The 23,930-nt window shown below is 41.1% G+C and carries 19 protein-coding genes and 1 other annotated feature; of the genes, 18 read left to right on the top strand and 1 reads right to left on the bottom strand.

Translation table 11 applies throughout. From position 1 onward, the window contains the following. Positions 1 to 45: 45 nt before the first annotated feature. The 16 genes from JNUCC25_RS21410 to pyrE all read left to right on the top strand — a co-directional run bounded on the left by JNUCC25_RS21410 (position 46) and on the right by pyrE (position 18,297). Complete coding sequence (locus tag JNUCC25_RS21410) at positions 46 to 819, top strand: YlmH family RNA-binding protein (RefSeq protein WP_013058946.1); 774 nt, start codon at positions 46 to 48, stop codon at positions 817 to 819. A gap of 84 nt (positions 820 to 903) precedes the next feature. Next, complete coding sequence (locus JNUCC25_RS21405; protein ID WP_013058945.1) at positions 904 to 1,398, top strand: DivIVA domain-containing protein; 495 nt, start codon at positions 904 to 906, stop codon at positions 1,396 to 1,398. 69 nt (positions 1,399 to 1,467) lie between these two features. After that, positions 1,468 to 1,688: a binding site (T-box leader), on the top strand. A gap of 70 nt (positions 1,689 to 1,758) precedes the next feature. Beyond that, entirely contained in the window at positions 1,759 to 4,524 is a 2,766-nt protein-coding gene (ileS, locus tag JNUCC25_RS21400; protein ID WP_013058944.1) for an isoleucine--tRNA ligase, read from the top strand. Positions 4,525 to 4,694: 170 nt separating this feature from the next. Next, positions 4,695 to 4,982 (top strand): conjugal transfer protein TraR, encoded by a 288-nt coding sequence (locus tag JNUCC25_RS21395; protein ID WP_013058943.1) that lies wholly within the window; start codon positions 4,695 to 4,697, stop codon positions 4,980 to 4,982. A gap of 80 nt (positions 4,983 to 5,062) precedes the next feature. Further along, on the top strand, positions 5,063 to 5,530 hold the full coding sequence (gene lspA / locus JNUCC25_RS21390) for a signal peptidase II (protein ID WP_013084844.1): 468 nt from the start codon (positions 5,063 to 5,065) through the stop codon (positions 5,528 to 5,530). Further along, entirely contained in the window at positions 5,527 to 6,441 is a 915-nt protein-coding gene (locus JNUCC25_RS21385) for an RluA family pseudouridine synthase (RefSeq protein ID WP_013058941.1), read from the top strand. The genes lspA and JNUCC25_RS21385 overlap by 4 nt, the downstream gene beginning before the upstream one ends. Before the next feature lie 191 nt (positions 6,442 to 6,632). Further along, the gene (pyrR, locus tag JNUCC25_RS21380; RefSeq protein ID WP_013058940.1) at positions 6,633 to 7,175 is read left to right on the top strand and encodes a bifunctional pyr operon transcriptional regulator/uracil phosphoribosyltransferase PyrR; all 543 of its coding nucleotides are present in this window, start codon (positions 6,633 to 6,635) and stop codon (positions 7,173 to 7,175) included. Between the two features lie 156 nt (positions 7,176 to 7,331). Beyond that, entirely contained in the window at positions 7,332 to 8,639 is a 1,308-nt protein-coding gene (locus JNUCC25_RS21375; RefSeq protein WP_013058939.1) for a uracil-xanthine permease family protein, read from the top strand. 148 nt (positions 8,640 to 8,787) lie between these two features. Beyond that, positions 8,788 to 9,726 carry an aspartate carbamoyltransferase catalytic subunit gene (locus JNUCC25_RS21370; protein WP_013058938.1) on the top strand — a complete coding sequence of 313 codons (939 nt, stop codon included), beginning with the start codon at positions 8,788 to 8,790 and terminating at the stop codon, positions 9,724 to 9,726. Beyond that, entirely contained in the window at positions 9,689 to 10,978 is a 1,290-nt protein-coding gene (locus JNUCC25_RS21365) for a dihydroorotase (protein ID WP_013058937.1), read from the top strand. Before JNUCC25_RS21370 ends, JNUCC25_RS21365 begins: the two co-directional genes overlap by 38 nt. Further along, positions 10,963 to 12,048, top strand: coding sequence for a carbamoyl phosphate synthase small subunit (locus JNUCC25_RS21360; protein ID WP_013058936.1), 1,086 nt, complete (start codon positions 10,963 to 10,965; stop codon positions 12,046 to 12,048). The genes JNUCC25_RS21365 and JNUCC25_RS21360 overlap by 16 nt, the downstream gene beginning before the upstream one ends. Then, positions 12,048 to 15,260 carry a carbamoyl-phosphate synthase large subunit gene (gene carB / locus JNUCC25_RS21355; RefSeq protein WP_029320518.1) on the top strand — a complete coding sequence of 1,071 codons (3,213 nt, stop codon included), beginning with the start codon at positions 12,048 to 12,050 and terminating at the stop codon, positions 15,258 to 15,260. Before JNUCC25_RS21360 ends, carB begins: the two co-directional genes overlap by 1 nt. Next, entirely contained in the window at positions 15,257 to 16,030 is a 774-nt protein-coding gene (locus JNUCC25_RS21350) for a dihydroorotate dehydrogenase electron transfer subunit (protein WP_013058934.1), read from the top strand. The genes carB and JNUCC25_RS21350 overlap by 4 nt, the downstream gene beginning before the upstream one ends. Further along, complete coding sequence (locus JNUCC25_RS21345) at positions 16,027 to 16,968, top strand: dihydroorotate dehydrogenase (RefSeq protein WP_013058933.1); 942 nt, start codon at positions 16,027 to 16,029, stop codon at positions 16,966 to 16,968. The genes JNUCC25_RS21350 and JNUCC25_RS21345 overlap by 4 nt, the downstream gene beginning before the upstream one ends. Beyond that, a complete protein-coding gene (gene pyrF, locus JNUCC25_RS21340) occupies positions 16,940 to 17,662 on the top strand; it encodes an orotidine-5'-phosphate decarboxylase (RefSeq protein WP_013058932.1) in 723 nt (240 codons plus the stop codon). Before JNUCC25_RS21345 ends, pyrF begins: the two co-directional genes overlap by 29 nt. Next, on the top strand, positions 17,659 to 18,297 hold the full coding sequence (pyrE, locus tag JNUCC25_RS21335) for an orotate phosphoribosyltransferase (protein ID WP_013058931.1): 639 nt from the start codon (positions 17,659 to 17,661) through the stop codon (positions 18,295 to 18,297). Before pyrF ends, pyrE begins: the two co-directional genes overlap by 4 nt. Before the next feature lie 50 nt (positions 18,298 to 18,347). On the opposite strand, the gene JNUCC25_RS21330 is transcribed toward pyrE, so the two are convergent. Continuing rightward, on the bottom strand, positions 18,348 to 20,060 hold the full coding sequence (locus JNUCC25_RS21330) for an Rqc2 family fibronectin-binding protein (RefSeq protein ID WP_041816621.1): 1,713 nt from the start codon (positions 20,058 to 20,060) through the stop codon (positions 18,348 to 18,350). Positions 20,061 to 20,201: 141 nt separating this feature from the next. On the opposite strand from JNUCC25_RS21330, the gene JNUCC25_RS21325 reads away from it, so the two are divergent. Next, complete coding sequence (locus JNUCC25_RS21325) at positions 20,202 to 22,880, top strand: cation-translocating P-type ATPase (protein ID WP_064472096.1); 2,679 nt, start codon at positions 20,202 to 20,204, stop codon at positions 22,878 to 22,880. 153 nt (positions 22,881 to 23,033) lie between these two features. After that, entirely contained in the window at positions 23,034 to 23,909 is an 876-nt protein-coding gene (locus tag JNUCC25_RS21320) for a YicC/YloC family endoribonuclease (RefSeq protein WP_029320527.1), read from the top strand. The last annotated feature ends 21 nt before the right edge of the window (positions 23,910 to 23,930 follow it).

The raw sequence follows: 23,930 nt of genomic DNA, 5'->3' as shown, positions 1-23,930 counted from the left end.
AATCGCTGGATTCCTTTTTTACATACCAATAGTAGGAGTAATAATATGTCTATTTATGAACATTTTAGGCAAGAAGAACATGGATTTATTGACCAGGTTCTTCAGTGGAAAGAAGATGTCCTACATCAATACAGCCCAAAATTAACGGACTTTTTAGATCCAAGAGAGCAGCAGATTGTGACGGCTATTGTCGGGACTGAAGGAGAGGTTCAAGTTTCATTTGATGGTGGACAACCGTTTGCTGAACGCAAGCGTGCGCTGCTATACCCGGATTACTATGTACCTGAAAGCGAAGATTTTCAGTTGCATATGTATGAGCTCAATTATCCTAAAAAGTTTGTGACGATTGAACATCCTCAAGTTCTTGGTTCGGCGATGTCCTTAGGACTGCGCCGTTCAAAATTTGGCGATATTTTGGTCGCGGGAGACGATATTCAGCTTGTAGCTGCAGAGGAAATTTCTTCTTATATTGAGATGAATTTAACATCAATTGGAAAAGCCAAAGTTTCACTTTCTTCTATTCAAAGGGAGCAGCTGCATGTGGTAAAAGAAGAGCTGATTGAACACGTTTATACAGTTTCTTCAATGAGGCTTGATGTTTTGCTGTCGACCATTCACAATTTATCAAGACAAAAAGTCCAGCCGTTTATTGCAAATGGAGCGGTAAAAGTAAATTTTAAAGTCATTGAACAGCCTTCTTTTGAATGTCATGAAGGTGATATTTTGTCACTTCGTGGTCACGGCAGAAGTCGTATCGTTTCACTTGAAGGTAAAACAAAAAAAGAAAAATGGCGAATTGTTGTAGGAAAGCAGAAATAAAGAAATCTACTAGCAGGAAATTTTAAAATTATGTCGAATAAACCATTACTAATGACGTAATGAGACAACACGGAGGTGGCCTAGATGCCTTTAACCCCTTTGGATATTCATAACAAAGAGTTTAATCGCGGATTTCGCGGATATGATGAAGATGAAGTAAATGAGTTTCTTGACCAAGTAATTAAAGACTATGAGCTGGTAATGCGTGATAAAAAGGAGTTAGAAGGAAGAGTATCTGAATTAACAGATCGTCTTGGACATTTTACTAACATCGAAGAAACGTTAAATAAATCAATTTTAATTGCTCAAGAAGCAGCGGAAGATGTGAAGCGAAACGCTGAAAAAGAAGCGAAGCTCATTATAAAAGAAGCAGAAAAAAATGCGGACCGTATTATTAATGAAGCACTGTCTAAGTCTCGTAAAATTGCGATGGACATTGAGGAGACGAAAAAGCAGTCTAAAGTATTTAGAACACGTTTCAAAATGTTAATCGAAGCACAGCTTGAAATGTTAAACAGCGACGACTGGGATCAGTTGATGGATTATGAGATGCCAGCGCTAGAAGAAAAAATTGACTAGTCAAGACATCATCTTGACTTCTCACGTTTTGTTGTCATATAATTTGGTAACAGATGAAATTTCATATCTAACAGTACGGAGACAGGGACAGTAGCTTTTTTAGTTTGTCAAAGCGAATCGAGGATGGTGTGAGCTCGATAACAAACAAAAAAGTGAAAATCACCCTAGAGTACCATTGCTGAACTGATGATAGTAAGCAGTGGCGGTTTATTCACGTTACGAATGCAAAGAGGATTTGCGTGCAGCAAATCTACTAGGGTGGTACCGCGGGAGGCCTTCTCGTCCCTTTTTGGGATGAGGAGGTCTTTTTGTTATGGTACAAAAAGATATGAAATTTACGTTTTTTTTGGAGGGTAAAACATGGAATATAAAGATACATTATTGATGCCAAAAACTGAATTTCCGATGCGTGGAAATTTACCGAACCGCGAGCCTAAAATGCAAGAACAGTGGGCTGAAATGAATATTTATGAAAAAGTACAAAAACGTACGGAAGGCCGTCCGCTATTTGTCCTGCATGATGGACCTCCATATGCGAATGGCGATATTCACATGGGACATGCATTAAATAAAATTTTAAAAGATTTTATCGTTCGCTATAAGTCGATGTCAGGCTTCTGCGCACCTTATGTACCAGGCTGGGATACACACGGTTTGCCAATTGAAACAGCTTTAACAAAAAATAAAAAAGTAAACCGCAAAGAAATGACGGTAGCTGAGTTCCGTAAGCTTTGTGAACAGTATGCTTGGGAACAAGTAAACGGCCAGCGTGAGCAGTTCAAGCGTTTAGGCGTACGCGGAGATTGGGATAATCCATATGTAACGCTTCAGCCACAGTACGAAGCGCAGCAAATCAAAGTGTTTGGTGACATGGCGAAAAAAGGCTACATCTACAAAGGGTTAAAACCTGTGTACTGGTCCCCTTCAAGTGAGTCTGCTTTAGCAGAGGCGGAAATCGAATACTATGACAAGCGTTCAGCTTCTATTTACGTAGCGTTTAACGTAAAAGATGGTAAAGGTGTGCTTGAACAAGATGAAAAATTCATCATTTGGACGACAACACCATGGACAATGCCAGCTAACCAAGGGATTGCTGTCAATCCTGAGCTTCAGTACAGCGTAGTTGAAGCAGATGGAGCGAAATATGTAGTGGCAACTGAACTGATTGAAACAGTTGCTAAAGAAATTGAATGGGCTGACTATAAGACGCTTCGTACGGTAAAAGGTTCAGAACTTGAGCGTGTAGTAGCTGAGCATCCAATCTACAAGCGCGATTCTTTAGTTGTTCTTGGCGATCACGTAACAACCGATGCTGGTACTGGGTGTGTTCATACAGCACCGGGACACGGGGAAGACGACTTTATCGTTGGTCAAAAATACGGTTTGGAAGTTCTTTGTCCAGTCGACAGTAAGGGTCATATGACGAATGAGGCGCCAGGATTTGAAGGATTATTCTATGATAAAGCGAATAAGCCGATTACAGACAAACTAGAAGAAGAAGGCGCGCTGTTAAAATTAAGTTTCATTACCCACTCATACCCACATGACTGGCGTACAAAGAAACCAACAATTTTCCGTGCAACGGCACAGTGGTTTGCGTCTATTAAAGATTTCCGTGAAGATTTATTAAAAGCAGTAGAAAAAACAAAATGGGTGCCTACTTGGGGTGAAACGCGACTTTATAACATGGTGCGTGACCGCGGAGACTGGTGTATTTCTCGTCAACGTGCATGGGGCGTTCCGATTCCGGTATTTTATGCTGAAAATGATGAGCCAATCATTACGGATGAAACAATCGAACACGTATCAAATCTATTTAGAGAGCATGGATCAAACGTATGGTTTGAGCGTGAAGCAAAAGACTTGCTTCCAGAAGGCTTTACTCATGAAGGAAGCCCAAATGGCCGCTTCACAAAAGAAACAGACATCATGGACGTATGGTTTGACTCTGGCTCTTCACATCAAGCTGTTCTTGAAGAGCGTGAAGACTTACAGCGTCCGGCTGATTTGTATTTAGAAGGTTCTGACCAATATCGCGGCTGGTTTAATTCAAGTCTTTCTACAAGTGTAGCTGTAACGGGTGAAGCACCTTATAAAGGGGTACTTAGCCACGGGTTTGCTTTAGACGGTGAAGGTCGCAAAATGAGTAAGTCATTAGGAAACGTTGTAATTCCAGAAAAAGTAATGAAACAACTAGGTGCAGATATTTTACGTTTATGGGTAGCTTCTGTAGATTACCAAGCTGATGTTCGTGTATCTGATAACATTTTAAAACAAGTAGCAGAAGTATATCGTAAAATCCGCAACACGTTCCGTTTCTTACTAGGAAACTTAGCGGACTTTAATCCAACAACTGATGCTGTAGCCGTTGAAGACCTTCGTGAAGTAGACCGCTACATGCTTGTGAAGCTGAACAAATTAATTGATAAAGTGAAAAAATCTTATGATTCATATGAATTCTCAAGCATTTATCACGCAGTGCATAATTTCTGTACAATTGATATGAGTTCATTCTACTTAGACTTTGCAAAAGATGTATTGTACATCGAAGCAGAAAATAATGTAGAGCGTCGCAGCATTCAAACGGTCCTTTATGAAACGTTATTATCGTTAACGAAATTAGTGTCTCCAATTCTTTCTCATACAGCAGACGAAGTATGGGTTCACATTCCAAATGTAACGGAAGAAAGCGTGCAGCTAGTTGATATGCCAGAGGTTCAAGAAATCGAAGGAGCAGATCAATTAGTAGAAAAATGGGATGCATTCATGGAGCTTCGTGATGAAGTATTAAAAGCGCTAGAACAAGCTCGTAATGAAAAAGTAATCGGTAAGTCTTTAGAAGCAAAATTAACGCTGTATCCAACAGCAGATACGAAAGAACTGTTAGCATCTATTTCTGAAAATGTAGGTCAACTCTTCATCGTTTCAGATCTTGAGGTAGCGGAAGGTGAAGCACCTGCTGAAGCACAAAAATTCAGCTATGCTTCAATTGTTGTAAGTAAAGCAGAAGGTGAGAAGTGTGAGCGCTGCTGGGTTGTATCACCAACAGTTGGCGAAGATCAAGATCACCCGACCTTATGTACACGCTGTGCGGATGTTGTAAAAAATCACTACGTTCAGCAGTAATTAACAAAAACACGTCCTTTTTGGGCGTGTTTTTTGCTGTACGAAATTCCCAAATACAATGGTATAAAGCATTTAAAGCCTTAGGAAAAACTTGTGTTGTAGATTCGATGGAAAACTCGGTAAACCTAACATCATTAATACTTCATCTTATCAGCACAGGAGGCGTTTGCATGTATGAAAATTATCTTTCCATTGGACAGGAATTAGCTCTTATTAAAGAAGAATTACAAGATCGCCTAGTGAGATATGCTACAGAACAATCTGGTTATATAGATGAAAAGGAACGTTATGTAATAGAAATGATTAAAGCAGATTTAAAAGATGTAGAACACGCGTTAGCAAAGCTTGACGTTGGTGCGTTCGGAATTGATGAACTAACTGGCGAAGTGATGTCTATTCATAAATTAAAAGTAATGCCGACGGCCCGCACAAACGAAGATTTATTTGTTTTATGGTGAGAAGCGAGAAAAAAAATGAATTATGTGCTAAAATGCTTTAGTATGGATTCGTTTGATTTTATTGCGGGAGGAAAACGTTTGTGTTTTATTATCTTATCGCTTTAGCTGTTATACTTATTGATCAGGTAACAAAATGGATGATTGTAAAAGAAATGTATTATGGACAAAGCATCACCGTAATTGAAAACTTTCTTTACATTACCTCTCATCGTAACAGAGGAGCCGCGTGGGGGATTTTACAAGGACAGATGTGGTTCTTTTATCTCATTACGGTGGTTGTGGTAGTCGGTTTAATAATTTATATTCAAAAGCTCAAAAAACAAGATAAATGGTTCGGTATTGCGCTAGCATTAATGTTAGGCGGCGCCATTGGAAACTTTATTGATCGAGTGGTCCGTAAAGAAGTAGTTGATTTCGTAAATACATACATCTTTACGTATGATTTTCCGATTTTTAACGTAGCTGATTCGGCACTTGTCGTCGGAGTAATCATCATGTTTATTATGACGCTGTTTGAAGGGAAAATGAAGAAGGAGCACAAAGAATGAATGTAATTGAAACAGTTATAAATGAAGAACAAGCAGGAGAACGTATTGATAAAGTACTTTCGACTGTAAATGCAGAATGGTCACGTTCACAAGTGCAGCAGTGGATTAAAGAAGGTCACGCAAAAGTGAACGATAAAACCGTCAAAGGAAACTATAAATGTAAAACAGGAGACGCTATTATTATTGAAGTGCCGGAACTAGAAGAGCTTGATGTGGTAGCGGAAGAAATGGATTTAGATATTTATTATGAAGATCAAGATGTGCTTGTTGTAAATAAACCTCGCGGCATGGTTGTACATCCAGCTCCTGGTCATCATAGCGGCACGCTTGTAAACGGCCTAATGGCTCACTGTAAAGATTTATCCGGTATTAACGGCGTTATGCGCCCTGGTATCGTTCATCGAATTGATAAAGATACATCCGGTTTACTTATGGTTGCAAAAAATGATTTAGCCCATGAATCACTAGTTAGTCAGCTTGTAGCTAAAACAGTGACGCGTCGTTATAAAGCTATCGTTCACGGAGTAATTGCGCACGATCACGGTACAATTGATGCGCCAATCGGCCGAGATAAGCAAGATCGTCAAAGCATGACGGTGACTGATGAAAACAGTCGTGATGCAGTGACGCACTTTACTGTATTGCAGCGTTTTAAAGATTTTTCACTGGTCGAATGTAAGCTAGAAACGGGGCGAACACACCAAATTCGCGTTCATATGAAGTATATTGGCTTTCCGCTTGCCGGGGATCCGAAGTACGGACCGAAAAAAACGCTTCCGATTGACGGACAAGCGCTTCATGCAGGCGTATTAGGCTTTATTCACCCTCGTACAAATGAATATATGGAATTTGAAGCACCGGCTCCAAAAGAGTTTAATGAGATGCTAGAGCTTATTGAAAAAAGAAGTTGACAACTGCCATAAGTGATGGCATACTTGTATTAACTTAATAAGAACCTTTAAGAACAGTCCAGAGAGGCTGAGAAGGAAACGGTGCAGAAAAGGCATACTTATAGCCTTTTTGAAGAAATATGTCTAAAACCAAATCCTCTTGCCTCAAGGCAAGAGGATTTTTTTATGTCAACAACTTGAGGTGAAAAACAGTGAACGTAAAAGCTACCGTACTTGACGAACAGGCTATTCGCCGCGCTTTAACTCGAATTGCACATGAGATTATTGAAAAGAATAAAGGAATCGAAAATTGTGTGCTAGTGGGGATTAAAACGCGAGGTATTTATATCGCAAAACGTTTAGCAGAACGAATTGCACAAATTGAAGGAAATACATTGCCAGTCGGAGAACTAGACATCACGCTTTACCGAGATGATTTATCGAAAGTGACAAGCAATGATGAGCCTCTCGTAAAAGGATCAGATATTCCGACAGATATTGCAAATAAGAACGTCATCTTAGTAGACGATGTGTTATATACGGGCCGTACGGTTCGAGCAGCACTTGATGCACTGATTGATATCGGCCGACCTGAACTCATTCAGCTGGCTGTTTTAGTGGATAGAGGGCACCGCGAGCTGCCGATTCGAGCAGACTATGTTGGCAAAAACGTACCGACAGCTAAAAGTGAAAAAATTGCGGTGCATTTAATGGAAGTAGACGAAAAAGACCACGTGTCTATTTACGAAAAATAAATTATATACCCTTTTAAATGGTAGTCCCGTGAGGCTGCAAAAGGGGGGTCACTATACAAGGAAAACTATACTGCGGTATAGCGTCTTCCTTGTATGCTGAAAACCTCTTTGCCTCTGCGTAAAGAGGTTTTTTAATAGTGATAGGAGGAAAAACATATGAGTCAACAACGAGATTTTGTACTTGATATACATGATAAACCAAAAGCTGTAAATTGGTTAACATTGAGTCTACAGCATTTGTTTGCAATGTTTGGGTCGACGGTGTTAGTGCCGTTCCTAGTCGGGTTCAGCCCGGCAATTGCTTTGATTTCAAGCGGGGTAGGAACGCTCGCTTTCCTGCTCATTACAAGAGGTCAAATTCCTTCTTATCTTGGTTCATCGTTCGCGTTCATCACGCCAATTATTTTCGCAAAAGCTTCGTTTGGACCTGAAGAAACGATGGTTGGCTGTTTCTTAGCCGGACTTGTTTATGGAATTGTTGCTTTGATTATAAAAGGAACAGGAATTAATTGGATTATGAAGCTGCTTCCTCCGGTTGTAGTAGGACCAGTTATTATGGTTATAGGCTTAGGACTAGCTAATACAGCAGTAGGCATGGCTATGAACGATGCAAAAGGAAATTACAGCTTAACTTACCTGATGGTTGCACTTGTGACACTAGCGATAACCGTTGCTTGCTCAATCTTCTTTAAAAATATTATCAGTCTGATTCCGGTACTGATGGGAATTATCGGCGGATACATCTTCGCTTATACACAAGGATTGGTAGACTTTTCAAAGGTAGTGAAAGCAGAGTGGATTGAAGTACCTCACTTCTACGTGCCGTTCGTCACATACACGCCGTCCATTTCATTAGGGATTGTGCTTATCATGGTACCTGTAGCAGTCGTAACACTCTCAGAACATATCGGACACATTCTCGTCTTAAATAAGATTGTGGATCGAAACTATATTGAAAAGCCAGGGCTGCACAGATCGATTTTAGGAGACGGAGTAGCAACTATGCTTGCTGCGCTGATCGGCGGACCGCCAAATACAACATACGGTGAGAACATCGGAGTGTTAGCCATCACAAAGGTGCTTAGCGTATTTGTGATAGCAGGAGCAGCAGTCTTCGCGATTTTGTTCGGGTTTGTCGGCAAAATCAATGCTCTTATTTCAAGTATACCAACGCCGGTCATGGGCGGGATTTCAATTCTCTTATTCGGAATCATTGCTTCATCAGGCTTGCGCATGATGGTGGATGCAAAGGTAGACCTTGGATCAAAACGAAACTTAATGATTGCTTCGATTATCTTAGTGTTAGGAATCGGAGGAGCACACTTAGATATCTCAGAACATGTAAAGATTGATAGCATGGCACTGTCTGCTATCATGGGAGTTCTGCTGAATCTAGTTCTGCCGAAAGAGAAGATAAAAGAAGCAGAAAACGTTCAACAAACGTCAGTACGAAAAATTTCATAGAACGCCTTTTAATTGAAATCCAGAGAGGTTTCTAAGGGTGTGTGAAAAGCGCGTTATAGACGAAGCTTGTTTTCTTACACCCTTTCTAAGTTAGAAAGGGTGTTTTTTATAAAGAAATGCGAGGAAAGCAAAAATGGAGGGAATCGATATGAAACATTTAGTGACAGTCTCAACACTAGAAACAAATGAAATTCTAGAGATTTTAGACAGCGCTGAAAACTATCGAACGAATAAACAAGGATGGAAACCGGAAGAGAAAATGTTTGTTGCCAACTTATTTTTTGAAGCGAGCACGCGTACTCGATGCAGCTTTGAAATGGCAGAACAGCAGCTAGGATTAACAACAATTCCGTTTGAAGTAACAACTTCAAGCGTCCAAAAAGGAGAAACGCTTTATGACACGATTGAAACATTAGCTTCAATCGGCGTTCAGTCAGTTGTTATTCGCCACCCGCAAGATCGTTATTATGAAGCACTGCAGGAAAAAGTATCGATTCCCATCATTAATGCAGGAGACGGATGCGGTCAGCATCCAACTCAGTGTCTGCTTGATCTACTGACGATTCGCCAAGAGTTCGGCTCGTTTAAAGGATTAAAAGTCGCAATAGTCGGAGATTTGCGACATAGCCGCGTAGCGAGATCGAATGCTGAAATGCTGACAAAACTAGGGGCGACCGTATATTTTGCGGGACCTGAAGAATGGAAAGATGAAGAGAACAGACACGGTACATATCTTGATATCGATGAAGCAATCGAAACGGTCGATGTTGTGATGCTGCTGCGTATTCAATTTGAAAGGCACGAAGAGAACACTTCAGAGCTTGCACAGAACTACCACAGCCGCTTCGGATTAACCGTTGAACGAGAGCGGAAAATGAAATCACATAGCATTATCCTTCATCCAGCTCCTGTAAACAGAGGAGTCGAAATTGCAGATGAGCTCGTTGAATGTGAACGATCAAGAATTTTTAAACAAATGCAAAATGGCGTGTACATTCGCATGGCAGTATTAGCAAGAGCGCTACAACCAATTGAAAGGGGACTTAATAATGACAACAATTATCAAAAATGCTACATGGTTAAATGAAGGGAAAATTGAAAAAGTCGAACTGAAAATTGAAAATGGTGTAATTGCTGAAATAGCTTCACACATCGATGTAGAGAATGAAGAAGTCATTGATGCAGGCGGGAACTTCTTATCACCGGGTTTAATCGATGTCCACGTTCACTTGCGCGAGCCAGGGGGAGAAAAGAAAGAAACGATTGAAACGGGTACTCTAGCAGCGGCAAAGGGCGGTTTTACAGCAATTGCTGCAATGCCAAACACGCGTCCAGTTCCGGATACTGTTGAACAAATGGAGTGGGTAAACAAGCGTATTGAAGAAACAGCACATGTTCGCGTATTACCATACGCATCGATTACCACTCGCCAATTAGGAAAAGAACTAACGGACTTTGAAGGCTTAAAAGAAGCGGGCGCATTTGCTTTTACAGATGATGGAGTAGGCGTTCAGTCAACAGGAATGATGCTGGAAGCGATGAAAAAAGCCGCTTCATTAAATAAAGCAATCGTTGCACACTGTGAAGATAATGATTTAATCAACAAAGGCTGCGTCCACGACGGAAAATTTGCAAAAGAACATGGACTAAACGGTATCCCTTCTATTTGTGAAGCCGTTCAAATTGCACGAGATGTACTGCTTGCTGAAGCAGCAAACTGTCACTACCATGTGTGTCACGTAAGTACAAAAGAATCCATTCGCGCCATTCGGGATGCAAAAAAAGCAGGAATTCGCGTAACCGCAGAAGTAACGCCTCATCATTTACTGCTAAATGAGGAAGACATCCCTGGGCTTGATTCAAACTTTAAAATGAATCCGCCGCTTCGAGGAAAAGATGATCAACAGGCATTAATTGAAGCTTTATTAGACGGAACGCTTGATTTTATCGCCACTGATCATGCACCGCACACAGCGGACGAAAAAGCAGCAGGCATGGAGCTTGCGCCGTTTGGGATTGTGGGACTTGAAACAGCTTTCCCGCTTCTTTATACAAACTTGGTATTAAAAGAAGTAATGACGCTAGAGCAGCTAGTATCATATTTAACAAACAAGCCTGCTGACACGTTCAACCTTCCTTATGGCACCATCGAAGTAGGGAAACCAGCAGATTTAACTATCATTGATCTTGAAACAGAAAAAGCAATTAATCCAGAAGAATTTGTATCAAAAGGTAAAAATACGCCGTTTGCTAACTGGGTATGCAAAGGTTGGCCGGTAATGACATTAGTAGAAGGTAAACGAGTATGGGAGGATGTTAAAGCATGCAACGTCAACTAATTTTAGAAGATGGAACAGTATTTATCGGAAAAGGATTCGGCAGCGACAAAGAAATGACAGGAGAAGTTGTTTTCAACACGGGAATGACAGGATATCAAGAAATTCTATCTGATCCATCATACTGTGCACAAATTGTGACATTAACATATCCTTTAATCGGAAACTACGGTATTAACCGCGATGACTTTGAGTCGATTGAACCAGCTGTACACGGTTTGATTGTAAAAGAAATTTGTGATGCTCCTTCAAACTTCAGAAGCGAACTATCAGTAGATGAATTTTTAAAACAAAAAGATATTCCAGGATTAGCTGGAATCGACACAAGAAAATTAACGAGAAAAATTCGTCAGCACGGTGCGCTTCGCGGACGCGTGTGCAACATGGAAGTCAATGTAGAAGAAGTGGTATCACAGCTTCAAAATCATGAACTTCCGACTGACTCAGTTAAAAAAGTATCAACAGTGAAGCCTTACCCAAGCCCAGGCAGAGGTAAAAAAGTGGTACTCGTTGACTTTGGAATGAAACACGGAATTTTACGCGAATTAACAGCTCGTCAATGCGACGTGATTGTGGTTCCTTATAACGTAACTGCGCAAGAAATTCTTCAATTAAATCCAGATGGCATCATGTTGAGCAACGGACCTGGAGACCCAAAAGACGTACCTGAAGCAATCGAGATGATTCAAGGGGTTTTAGGAAAGGTTCCTCTTTTCGGAATTTGTTTAGGACATCAGCTGTTTGCGCTAGCATGCGGAGCAGATACAGAAAAAATGAAATTTGGTCATCGTGGATCCAACCATCCTGTAAAGGATCTAAAAACCAATAAAGTAGCTCTTACATCTCAAAACCACGGCTATACAGTATGTGAGCCATCTCTTGTCAACACGCCATTAGAAGTGACGCACGTTGCGCTTAACGATGGAACAGTTGAAGGAGTAAAGCATAAAGAATATCCGGCATTTACGGTTCAATATCACCCTGAAGCATCACCGGGACCTGAAGATGCAAACGGATTGTTCAACGAATTTATGGATCTTATGAAAAACAATCAGAAAGTAGGTAATTGCTAATGCCAAAACGTCAAGATATTAACACAATTCTCGTAATCGGATCAGGACCAATCGTCATCGGACAGGCGGCAGAGTTTGACTATGCAGGAGCGCAAGCGTGTATTGCGCTAAAAGAAGAAGGATACAAAGTTATTCTTGTGAACTCCAATCCTGCAACAATCATGACAGACTCAGAAATGGCAGATAAAGTATATATTGAACCTCTAACGGTTGAATTTGTAAGCTCAATTATTCGTAAAGAACGCCCTGATGCACTGCTTCCAACGCTTGGCGGTCAAACGGGACTGAACTTAGCGGTAGAATTACACGAAACGGGTATTTTAGAAGAATTTAATGTAGAAATTCTCGGGACAAAATTATCGGCGATTGAACAAGCTGAAGACCGTGAGCAGTTCCGTTCACTAATGAATGAACTAAATCAGCCTGTCCCAGCAAGTGAAATCATTCATTCGTTAGACGAAGCTTATGCGTTTGTTGAACAAGTAAACTATCCGGTAATCGTGCGTCCTGCTTATACGCTTGGCGGTACGGGAGGCGGAATTTGTAACAACGAGCAAGAGTTGATTGAAATTGTAACAAGTGGATTAAAACACAGTCCTGTAACACAGTGCTTACTTGAGAAAAGCATTGCAGGCTTTAAAGAAATTGAATATGAAGTAATGCGCGATGCAAACGATAATGCCATCGTAGTATGTAATATGGAAAACTTTGATCCGGTCGGTATTCATACGGGAGATTCAATTGTTGTAGCACCAAGCCAAACGCTAAGCGACCGTGAGTATCAGCTGCTTAGAAATGCTTCACTAACAATTATCCGAGCGCTTAAAATCGAAGGCGGATGTAACGTTCAGCTAGCACTAGACCCAGAAAGCTTCCAGTATTACGTAATTGAAGTAAACCCTCGTGTAAGCCGCTCATCGGCTTTAGCATCAAAAGCAACAGGGTATCCAATTGCAAAATTAGCAGCAAAAATTGCGGTAGGCTTAACATTAGATGAAATGATGAACCCGGTAACTGGGAAGACATACGCATGTTTCGAACCGGCACTAGATTACATCGTATCTAAAATTCCACGCTGGCCGTTTGATAAATTTGAATCAGCTAACCGTAAACTCGGTACACAGATGAAAGCAACAGGTGAAGTAATGGCAATTGGCCGCACGTTCGAAGAGTCAATTTTAAAAGCCGTACGCTCACTAGAGTCAAACGTTCATCACTTAGAGCTGAAAGATGCGCATGAATTTGATGATGTAATTATTGAAAAACGTATTCGCAAAGCTGGTGATGAGCGATTATTCTACATCGCAGAAGCGATTCGCCGCGGCATAACGATTCAGCAAATTCACGAGTGGAGCAAAATCGATCTCTTCTTCTTAGTAAAACTTGAAAAAGTGATTGCTTTTGAAAATGTGTTAAAAGAAGAGATTCATAACGTAGAAGTTTTACAGGAAGCAAAAGAAATGGGATTTGCAGACTGTACGATTGCTAAGCTATGGAATCAAACAGAGCGTGAAGTATATGACTTCCGCAAACAAAATGGCGTGATGCCAGTGTACAAAACAGTAGATACATGTGCAGCTGAATTTGAATCTACAACACCATATTTCTACGGTACATTTGAAGATGAAAACGAATCGATTGTTACAGATCGTAAAAGCGTTGTAGTGTTAGGGTCAGGTCCAATCCGCATCGGGCAAGGAATTGAGTTTGACTATGCAACAGTTCACTCCGTGTGGGCGATTAAAGAAGCTGGATACGAGGCGATTATTGTCAATAACAATCCAGAAACAGTATCAACTGACTTCAGTATTTCAGATAAATTATACTTCGAGCCGCTGACGATTGAAGATGTGATGCATATCATCGATTTAGAAAAACCAGAAGGTGTGGTCGTACAGTTCGGTGGTCAAACAGCAATCAACTTAGCAGACGAGCTAGAAGCAAGAGGGGTCAAGATTTTAGGAACGTCGCTTGAAAGCTTAGATGCAGCGGAAGACCGTAAAAAATTCGAAGCGACGCTAGCGCGTTTAGAAGTACCTCAGCCTCTTGGAAAGACGGTTACATCCGTAGAAGAAGCAGTGGTTGTGGCAAAAGAAATTGGTTATCCGGTGCTTGTACGACCTTCATATGTACTAGGCGGACGCGCAATGGAAATTGTGTATAAAGAAGAAGAACTGCTTCACTATATGAAACACGCGGTAAAAGTACACGCTGATCACCCTGTGTTAATCGACCGCTACTTAACTGGAAAAGAAATTGAAGTCGATGCCATTTCAGACGGTGAAACAGTGGTTATTCCAGGGATTATGGAACATGTAGAGCGCGCGGGTGTACACTCAGGTGACTCCATTGCTGTATATCCACCGCAAACTCTGTCACAGGATGTAAAAGATACAATCATTGATTACACAACACGTATTGCAAAAGGCTTAAACATTATTGGACTGCTCAACATTCAGTTCGTCTTATCAAAAGGAGAAGTGTTTGTTCTTGAAGTAAATCCTCGTTCAAGCCGTACGGTGCCGTTCTTAAGTAAAATTACGCGTATTCCGATGGCGAATGTGGCAACAAAAGTTATTTTAGGAACAAGTTTGCGAGAGCTTGGTTATGAATCAGGCATGCACCCTGAAGAAGAAGGTGTCTACGTAAAAGTGCCGGTCTTCTCATTTGCAAAGCTGCGTCGCGTAGATATTACGCTTGGACCTGAAATGAAATCTACTGGAGAAGTAATGGGGCAAGATTCAACGTACGAAAAAGCATTATATAAAGGACTAATTGCGTCAGGTATGTCCATTAAGCCGTACGGTTCAGTACTTATGACAGTAGCGGATAAAGATAAAGAAGAGGCAACAGCGCTAGCGAAGCGTTTTGCTAACATTGGCTACCAGGTGATTGCAACGGAAGGAACAGCTTCAACGTTTACAAAAGAAGACATTCGCGTAAAAGTAGTAAATAAAATTCATCATGAAGATCACAATCTTTTAGATGTGATACGAAAAGGTGAGGCGCAGCTTGTCATCAACACGCTAACAAAAGGAAAACAGCCTGCGCGTGACGGATTTAAAATTCGCCGTGAAGCAGTTGAAAATGGTGTACCTTGCTTAACATCACTTGATACAGCAGAAGCGATTTTACGAGTGCTTGAAACGATCAGCTTCCATACAACACCAATGAAAAAAGTTCGTCCAACTAAAGAGGTGACAACCGTATGATCAAACATGAAATGATGCAAGTCGTCAGTCAGCGACCGTTAACACACAATGTATATGAATTAACCCTTCAAGGCGAGCTTGTTCGTTTCATGAATGAGCCGGGGCAGTTTGTGCATATCCGCGTCAACAACGACTATTTGCCACTGCTTCGCAGACCAATCAGTATTGCAGAAATTGACCAAACGCACGAACAATTTACGATGATTTACCGTGCAGAAGGGGCGGGAACATCGCTGCTTGCCGAAAAACAAGCCGGACAGTCGATTGACGTGTTAGGTCCGCTTGGCCACGGTTTTCCATTAGATACCATAGAGGCAGGTCAAACCGCTTTATTAGTAGGAGGAGGCATTGGAGTGCCTCCGCTCTATGAGCTTTCAAAAAGACTTCGTGAAAAAGGCGTGCAGGTTATTCACGTCTTAGGCTTTCAATCAAAAGCAGACGTATTTTACGAGCGAGAGTTTTTAGCTTTAGGAGAAACATATATTGCAACGGTAGACGGCTCTTACGGAACAAAAGGTTTTGTCACAACGGTGATTGACGAGCAGCAGTTTTCATATGATGTTATGTTTTCATGCGGTCCAACTCCGATGTTGAAAGCACTAGAAAATAATTATACAAACAAGCCGCTTTACATTTCTTTAGAAGAAAGAATGGGTTGTGGAATCGGTGCTTGTTTTGCATGTGTATGCAGAGAAAGTGAAGATTCTACGGCGTATAAAAAAATCTGCAGCGACGGTCCCGTCTTTCAAGCAGGGGAGGTGCTTCTATGAGCATGCTAAAAACGACATTGCCAGGATTAGATTTGAAAAATCCAATTATGCCAGCATCCGGCTGTTTTGGATTTGGACGTGAGTATGCTCAATTTTATTCACTTGATGCACTTGGAGCCATTATGATTAAAGCGACTACTGCTGAAACTCGTTTTGGCAATCCAACTCCTCGCGTAGCGGAAACATCTGCAGGAATGTTAAATGCAATCGGATTACAAAATCCTGGGTTAGAAAAAGTAATGAATGAAGAGCTCGTTTGGCTTCAGCAATATGATGTGCCGATTATCGCGAACGTAGCCGGTGCTTCAATTGAAGAATATGTGCACGTGGCAAAAGAAATTTCAACCGTATCAAATGTAAAAGCACTTGAATTGAATATTTCATGTCCTAACGTAAAAGAAGGCGGAATTGCGTTTGGCGTAGATCCTGTCATTGCTGCTCGTTTAACGAAAGCAGTAAAAGATGTTTCAAATGTTCCAGTTTATGTTAAACTATCACCAAACGTATCCAATATTGTAGACATGGCGATGGCTGTTGAAGAAGCTGGTGCCGATGGCTTAACGATGATCAATACGCTTCTCGGGATGCGTTTGGATTTGAAAACAGCTCAGCCGGTTTTAGCGAACGGCACAGGCGGACTGTCAGGCCCATCAATTAAACCGGTAGCGATTCGAATGGTATATGAAGTGAGCCAAAAAGTGAACATTCCAATTATCGGTATGGGCGGAGTGACGACTGCTGAAGATGCACTCGAGTTCCTATATGCAGGTGCAAGTGCAGTGGCGGTTGGTACAGCAAACTTTGTTGACCCGTATGTATGCCCAACCATCATTGACGAACTGCCAAGGCTATTAACATCATTAGGATACGAGCATGTTTCAGAATGTATCGGAAGGAGCTGGAAAAAGCGTGAAGCAACCGTTAATCATTGCTCTTGATTTTTCATCAATTAACGATGTACAGCAGTTTTTAATGCCTTTTCAACAAGAGTCATTATTTGTGAAAGTAGGCATGGAACTGTTTTATAAAGAAGGGTTATCCATTATTTCTGCATTAAAAGAGCAAAACCACCAAATCTTTTTAGACTTAAAGCTTCATGATATTCCCAATACGGTAAAGCAAGGGATGAAGTCTTTAGCTTCTCTTGAAGTGGATTTGGTTAACGTTCACGCAGCGGGCGGAATGAACATGATGCAAGCAGCCGTTGAAGGACTTGACTTAGGAACCGCTGCCGGCAAAAAGCGCCCGGATTGTATTGCGGTTACTCAGCTAACGAGTACATCTGATGAAATGCTAAAAGAGCAGCAGCTCATTACACATTCGATGCAAGAAGTGGTTACGCATTATGCAGCACTTGCTAAAAAAAGTGGACTTGACGGCGTTGTATGTTCTACTCATGAAGTGCCTTCGATTCGAAAAGCAGCAGGAGAAGACTTTTTGACCGTAACGCCGGGTATTCGTATGGGCACAGATTCAGTAGATGACCAAGTCCGTGTGGCAACACCTCAGCTAGCGAGAGAATATGGCTCAAGTGCCATTGTCGTTGGACGTTCTATTACTAAAGCAAAAGACCCGCTTAAAGCATATTATGAGATGTTACAGCAGTGGAAAGGGGAGCGTATTACGCGATGACAAAACTACGAAAAGAAATTGCAAAACAATTAATTGATATTGAGGCAGTAAGCCTTCAACCAAACGAGCCGTTTACGTGGGCCTCTGGAATTAAGTCGCCTATTTATTGTGACAACCGTCTAACGCTTAGCTACCCGAAAGTGCGAAAAGAAATTGCAAAAGGTCTGCAGCATTTAATTAAAACGTATTTTGCCAATGCAGAAGTGATTGCTGGTACCGCTACAGCTGGTATCCCTCATGCAGCATGGGTAAGTGAAGCGCTAGAGCTTCCAATGTGCTATGTGCGAAGCAAAGCAAAAGAACATGGCCAAGGAAATCAAATCGAAGGAAAAGTAACAAAAGGTCAAAAAGTTGTTGTGATTGAAGATTTGATTTCAACTGGCGGAAGTGTGTTTACCGCAGTCGATGCATTAAAAGCGCAGGGGTGTGAAGTGCTGGGAGTTGTGTCTATCTTTACATATGAGCTGGAAAAAGCGCGTCAGCTGTTTAAAGAAAAAGAACTTCAAGTTTATTCGCTAACAGACTACTCTACGCTAGTAGAAGCGGCAAACGAAGCGGGATACATTGAAGAAGAAGCTATGGACAAACTATTTAAATGGCGTGAAAATCCTTCAGACCCTTCGTGGATGAACTAAACTAGATCTATATAATAAAAACCCCCTTTCTCTATAGAAAGGGGGTTTTATTATGACTGACGCAGCTTCAGTACAAGTTCTTCGCTAGGCGTTACGTACACCGTTTGCTGGTTATCGTACGTCACAAAACCAGGCTTGGCACCACTTGGTTTTTTTACGTGGCGAATTTTTGTATAGTCCACGGGTACTGAACTTGAATTCTTGGCTTTACTAAAGTAAGCAGCAAGATGAGCCGCTTCTAAAATTGTTTCTTCTGAAGGCTCTTGGCTGCGGATAACAACGTGAGAACCCGGTATATCTTTTGTATGAAACCAAACGTCATCACGAGCAGCAAGGCGATTTGTTAAATACTCATTTTGCTTATTGTTTTTTCCAACTAAAATCGTCGTGCCGTCGCTTGAAACGTATTGTTCAAGTGTAGGCGTGGTGTTTTTTTGTTTTTTCGCTTGTTTTTGCTGACGGTTGCGCAAATATCCTTCTTCCACAAGCTCTTCACGAATCTCTGCAATGTCTTTGTGAGTAGCAGTATCCATTTGCTGAATAAGTGATTCAAAATACTGTACTTCTTCGTTTGCTTTTTCAATTTGTTCGATTACAATCGAAACGGAATTTTTCGCTTTTTGATACTTTGTGAAATAGCTTTGAGCATTTTGAGACGGTGATTTTTGCGGATCTAATGAAATCGTAAGTGTACCGCTATTTTCATCATAATAATTAATAACATCCACTTTCGCATCTCCTTTTTTGACAAGGTGTAAATTTGCGGTAAGGAGTTCACCGGCTAGCTGATATTCAGATGCTTTTTCTGCATTTTGCAGCGTTTGCTCAAGTTTTTTTATTTTTTTCTCATTTTTCTTTTTCTCGGTAGAAATAAACTGTACTAAGTCATGCGCTTGCTGCTTTACACGATCTCGCTCTGCTTTCCCGTAGTAATAGCGGTCAAGAAGCTCGCTGATGGTTGCATACGTTTTTTTCGTACCCTCTAAATGCGTTAATTCCAGTAAATAAAAGTAGTCTTTTTGATTAACGGTTGTCAGAGTTGGTGTAAACTGACCTTCTTTGATCAGCGTCATCGTTTCGACGAATGATTTTGGAAGGGTAGAACGATTCGCTAAGCCAGAGCGAAACACCACTTCATTTGCAATTAAAGGAGAAAGCCCCGAGAAGGTCTGCACTAGCTGGGTGGCTAACTTTCCGCTATTAAAATCGATTTTTTTAACCACGGTTTCTTCATCCGCTTCAAATGGATGAAGCTTATCTTGACTAGGAGGCAGTACGTAAGGTGCTCCAGGTAGAAGCGTACGGTGCCTGTTTAAGGCCATTGGAACGTGTTTAATGCTGTCGATAATCGTTTGTTTTTCTTTATCTACAAGCACAACATTACTATGTCTTCCCATGATTTCAATAATAAGCTGCTTGTACGTCACGTCGCCAATTTCATTTCGTCCTTTTGTTTCAATGACTAAAATGCGGTCTAATCCAAGCTGATATACTTGTTCAATAATGCTTCCTTCTAAATGTTTGCGAAGAAGCATACAAAACATAGGAGGCTCAGATGGATTTTCATAAGGCTCATTTGTAAAATGAACGCGTGAATAGTTAGGGTGAGCTGAGATTAAAAGTTTGCGGTTTTCACCTTTAGCGCGTACTTGTAAAATCAACTCGTTTGGAAACGGCTGATATATTTTTGAAATTCGTCCTGAAACCAAGGTCTCAGATAATTCTTGTAAAATGCCATATGTAAAAATACCATCAAATGACATAGTGCTCACATCCTTAAGTAATTGAAAATTGTCCTATAGAAAAGTATAGCATTTTTTAGGACGAGTCTGAATAAGCATACGATATAAGATTGTAACAATCTAATAGGTGCATTTACAAATAAAAGGGTGTGAAAAGATGCAATGAAATGGTATGAATTAGGTGAAAAAGCAATAGTAGAAGTAACAAAAACAGACAGACAGCATGGTCTTACACACAAAGAAGTAAAAGCACGTCAGCAGCAGCAAGGATTTAATGAATTGACTGAAGGAGAGAAAAAACCGGCCATTCTTGTGTTTGTAGAGCAGTTTAAAGATTTTATGGTGCTGGTTTTACTAGCTGCTACGCTTATTTCAGGTCTTTTAGGCGAATACATCGATGCGATTGCTATTATTGCCATTGTAGTAATTAATGGATTTCTAGGTTTTTTTCAAGAAAGAAAAGCAGAGAAATCTCTTCATGCATTAAAAGAGCTTTCTGCTCCTCAAGTAGCAGCTATGCGTGAAGGGAAATGGGTTAAGTTGCCATCTAAAGAGCTGGTAGTAGGAGACATTGTAAAGTTTTCGAGCGGAGACCGCATCGGGGCTGACCTTCGGATTATGGAAGCCAAAAGTCTAGAAATTGAAGAATCAGCGCTTACGGGAGAGTCTTTGCCAGTTGCCAAGCAAATAAAAGCTTTGCCAGGAGATGAAGTGCCGCTTGGAGATCAGGACAATATGGCTTTTATGGGTACGCTTGTGACGCGAGGAAGCGGAACAGGTATCGTTGTAGGGATTGGAATGAAAACAGCGATGGGACAAATTGCTGATTTGCTTCAAAATGCTGAAGTCATGATTACCCCTCTTCAACGGAAGTTAGAGCAATTAGGTAAAATTTTAATCGTTGTAGCGCTTGCACTTACTGTATTAGTGGTCGGGATTGGCGTGCTGCAAGGCCATGATTTATATAGTATGTTCTTAGCGGGAGTTTCCTTAGCTGTTGCTGCCATACCCGAAGGTCTTCCTGCCATCGTAACCGTGGCGCTATCTCTTGGTGTACAGCGCATGATTAAGCAAAGATCCATTGTTCGCAAACTTCCTGCTGTTGAAACACTAGGATGCGCGTCAGTCATTTGCTCAGACAAAACGGGCACATTAACGCAAAATAAAATGACAGTTACTCACCTCTGGTCAGGAGGAATGACGTGGAGGGTATCAGGGACAGGGTATGAACCTACGGGCGTATTTTCGCAAGAGGAAAGAGAAGTTGATACACGGAGTGAAAAACCGCTTCAGCAGCTTTTGGTGTTTGGTCTGCTTTGCAATCAAACGTCCATTTCGAGAAAAGATAAAGAATATGTCATCGACGGGGATCCTACTGAAGCGGCTTTGCTTGTTGCCGCAATGAAAGCGGGGCTGACAAAAGAAAACATTCAAAAGCAGTTTACGATTATTGAAGAGTTTCCATTTGATTCAACGCGTAAAATGATGAGTGTAGTCATTGAAGACGCATCTAATAAGCGCTATGTCATAACAAAAGGTGCTCCCGATGTGCTGCTTGTAAACAGCAAAAATATTTTGTGGGAAAGCAGACAACAAACGCTGTCGGTAACGGTTCATAATGAAGTAAAAGGAGCGATTGATCAGTTAGCTAGCCAAGCGCTTCGAACCATTGCTATTGCTTATCGTCCGTTAGGAGACCATGATAGCGTTCATACAGAGAACGAAGCGGAAAAAGACCTGACTTTCCTCGGGCTTCAAGGAATGATTGATCCGCCAAGACCAGAAGTCAAGCAAGCGGTCAAAGAATGCCGAGACGCAGGAATCAAAACCGTTATGATTACAGGTGACCACGTCATTACAGCACAGGCGATTGCAAAACAGCTAGGCATTCTACCGAAAAACGGTCAAGTCTTGGAAGGAACGGATTTATCCAAAATGACGCAGGAAGAGCTAGAAGAAGTAGTGGATGATGTTTACGTATATGCCAGGGTATCACCTGAGCATAAGCTTAAAATTGTTAAAGCTCTTCAAGCAAAAGATCACATTGTAGCCATGACGGGTGACGGCGTAAATGATGCACCTGCTATTAAAGCAGCAGACATAGGCATCGCGATGGGCATCACCGGGACAGACGTAGCAAAAGAAGCGTCTTCACTCGTTTTGCTTGATGATAATTTTGCTACTATTAAATCAGCAATCAAAGAAGGACGAAACATCTATGAAAATATTCGAAAGTTTATCCGTTACTTGCTTGCATCAAATGTAGGAGAAATCTTAGTTATGCTCTTTGCGATGATTTTAGCACTTCCGCTTCCGCTAGTGCCCATTCAAATACTATGGGTAAACTTAGTAACAGACGGTTTGCCTGCGATGGCTCTTGGCTTAGACCAGCCAGAAGATAACGTGATGAAGCGCCATCCAAGGCATCCGCGTGAAGGTATCTTTGCAAGAGGGTTAGGGTGGAAAGTAGTCAGCCGCGGATTTTTAATTGGAGCTGCTACACTTGCTGCATTCATGATTGTTTACGACAATGACCCAGATCGGCTGCAGTATGCACAGACGATTGCATTTGCCACACTTGTTATGGCACAGCTTATTCACGTATTTGACTGTCGAAGTGAAAAATCAATCTTTGATCGCAATCCATTTCAGAACTTATATCTTGTAGGAGCCGTTATTTCATCTATTATCCTTATGCTGGTGGCCATCTACTATCCGCCGCTGCAGCCTATTTTTCATACAATGGCCATTGCACCGCGGGAATGGCTCGTTATTTTAGGACTTGCAAGCCTTCCAACTTTTTTACTTGCCGGTTCACTTTTAACAAGAAAACCTTCATAAATTGTGCTATACTTTAATACAGGCTGTCCCAAATGAGAAAACTCATGAAGGCAGCCTTTACAGGTTGAATAAAGAAGAGAGATTTCTTTTTTTTGCTAACACTTTCTTTTATGATACTTTTTATGTAAGATGTACATAGTGGATGTGATGATAATGATAAAAAGTATGACTGGTTTTGGCCGCGGAAAAGCGGAAGTGGAAAATCGATCAGTGACAGTGGAAATGAAGTCTGTTAATCATCGTTTTTGTGAAATTGTTATTCGTATGCCAAGACAATTAATTGAAATTGAAGATAAAATAAAAAAAATCGTTCAAACATACATAAAACGTGGTAGAGTAGAAGTATTTGTTACTATTTCAGGTGAAGAAATGGCAAAAAAGAAACTGCAGACGGATTGGCAGCTGCTTGAGGAATACATGAATGCGTTGCAGCAAGTACAAGAAAAGCATGGGCTGTCACAATCTGTTCAAATTCAAGACATTTTACACATGCCTGAAGTGATGACAACTTATGAAGAAGAAGCTGATCAGACGAGTATTCATGGTGCAATCTTTGAAGCCGTTGACGCTGCTGTGCATCAGTTAGTGGATATGCGGAAACGAGAGGGATCAGAGCTGTATCACGATTTGATGGGGTACTTACAGGACATTCAAGACATTCGCGAAAAAATTACACAGCTTGCTCCTGAAGTTGCTGAACAATATCGCGAGCGTATTAAAAGAAAGCTGAGCGACTATTTAGAAGGTACTTTCGATGAGCAGCGAGTGCTGACTGAAGTAGCTATTTTTGCTGAAAAAGCAGATATTAGCGAAGAACTTACGCGAATTCAAAGTCATGTTTCACAATTTATTCAAGCATTAAATACACCTGATTCAGTAGGACGCAAGCTGGATTTTCTTGTTCAAGAGCTGAATCGTGAAATGAATACAATCGGTGCGAAGGCAAATAATGGTACTATTGCTCAGTATGTTATTAGTATGAAAGCACAATTAGAACGCATAAAAGAGCAGGTTCAAAATATTGAATAGCCTTCGTGTAAGATAAAGATT

Source organism: Priestia sp. JNUCC 25 (genome assembly GCF_053667915.1).
Note: the sequence above shows the minus strand (reverse complement) of the source record. Positions and strands in the feature narration are given on the sequence as shown.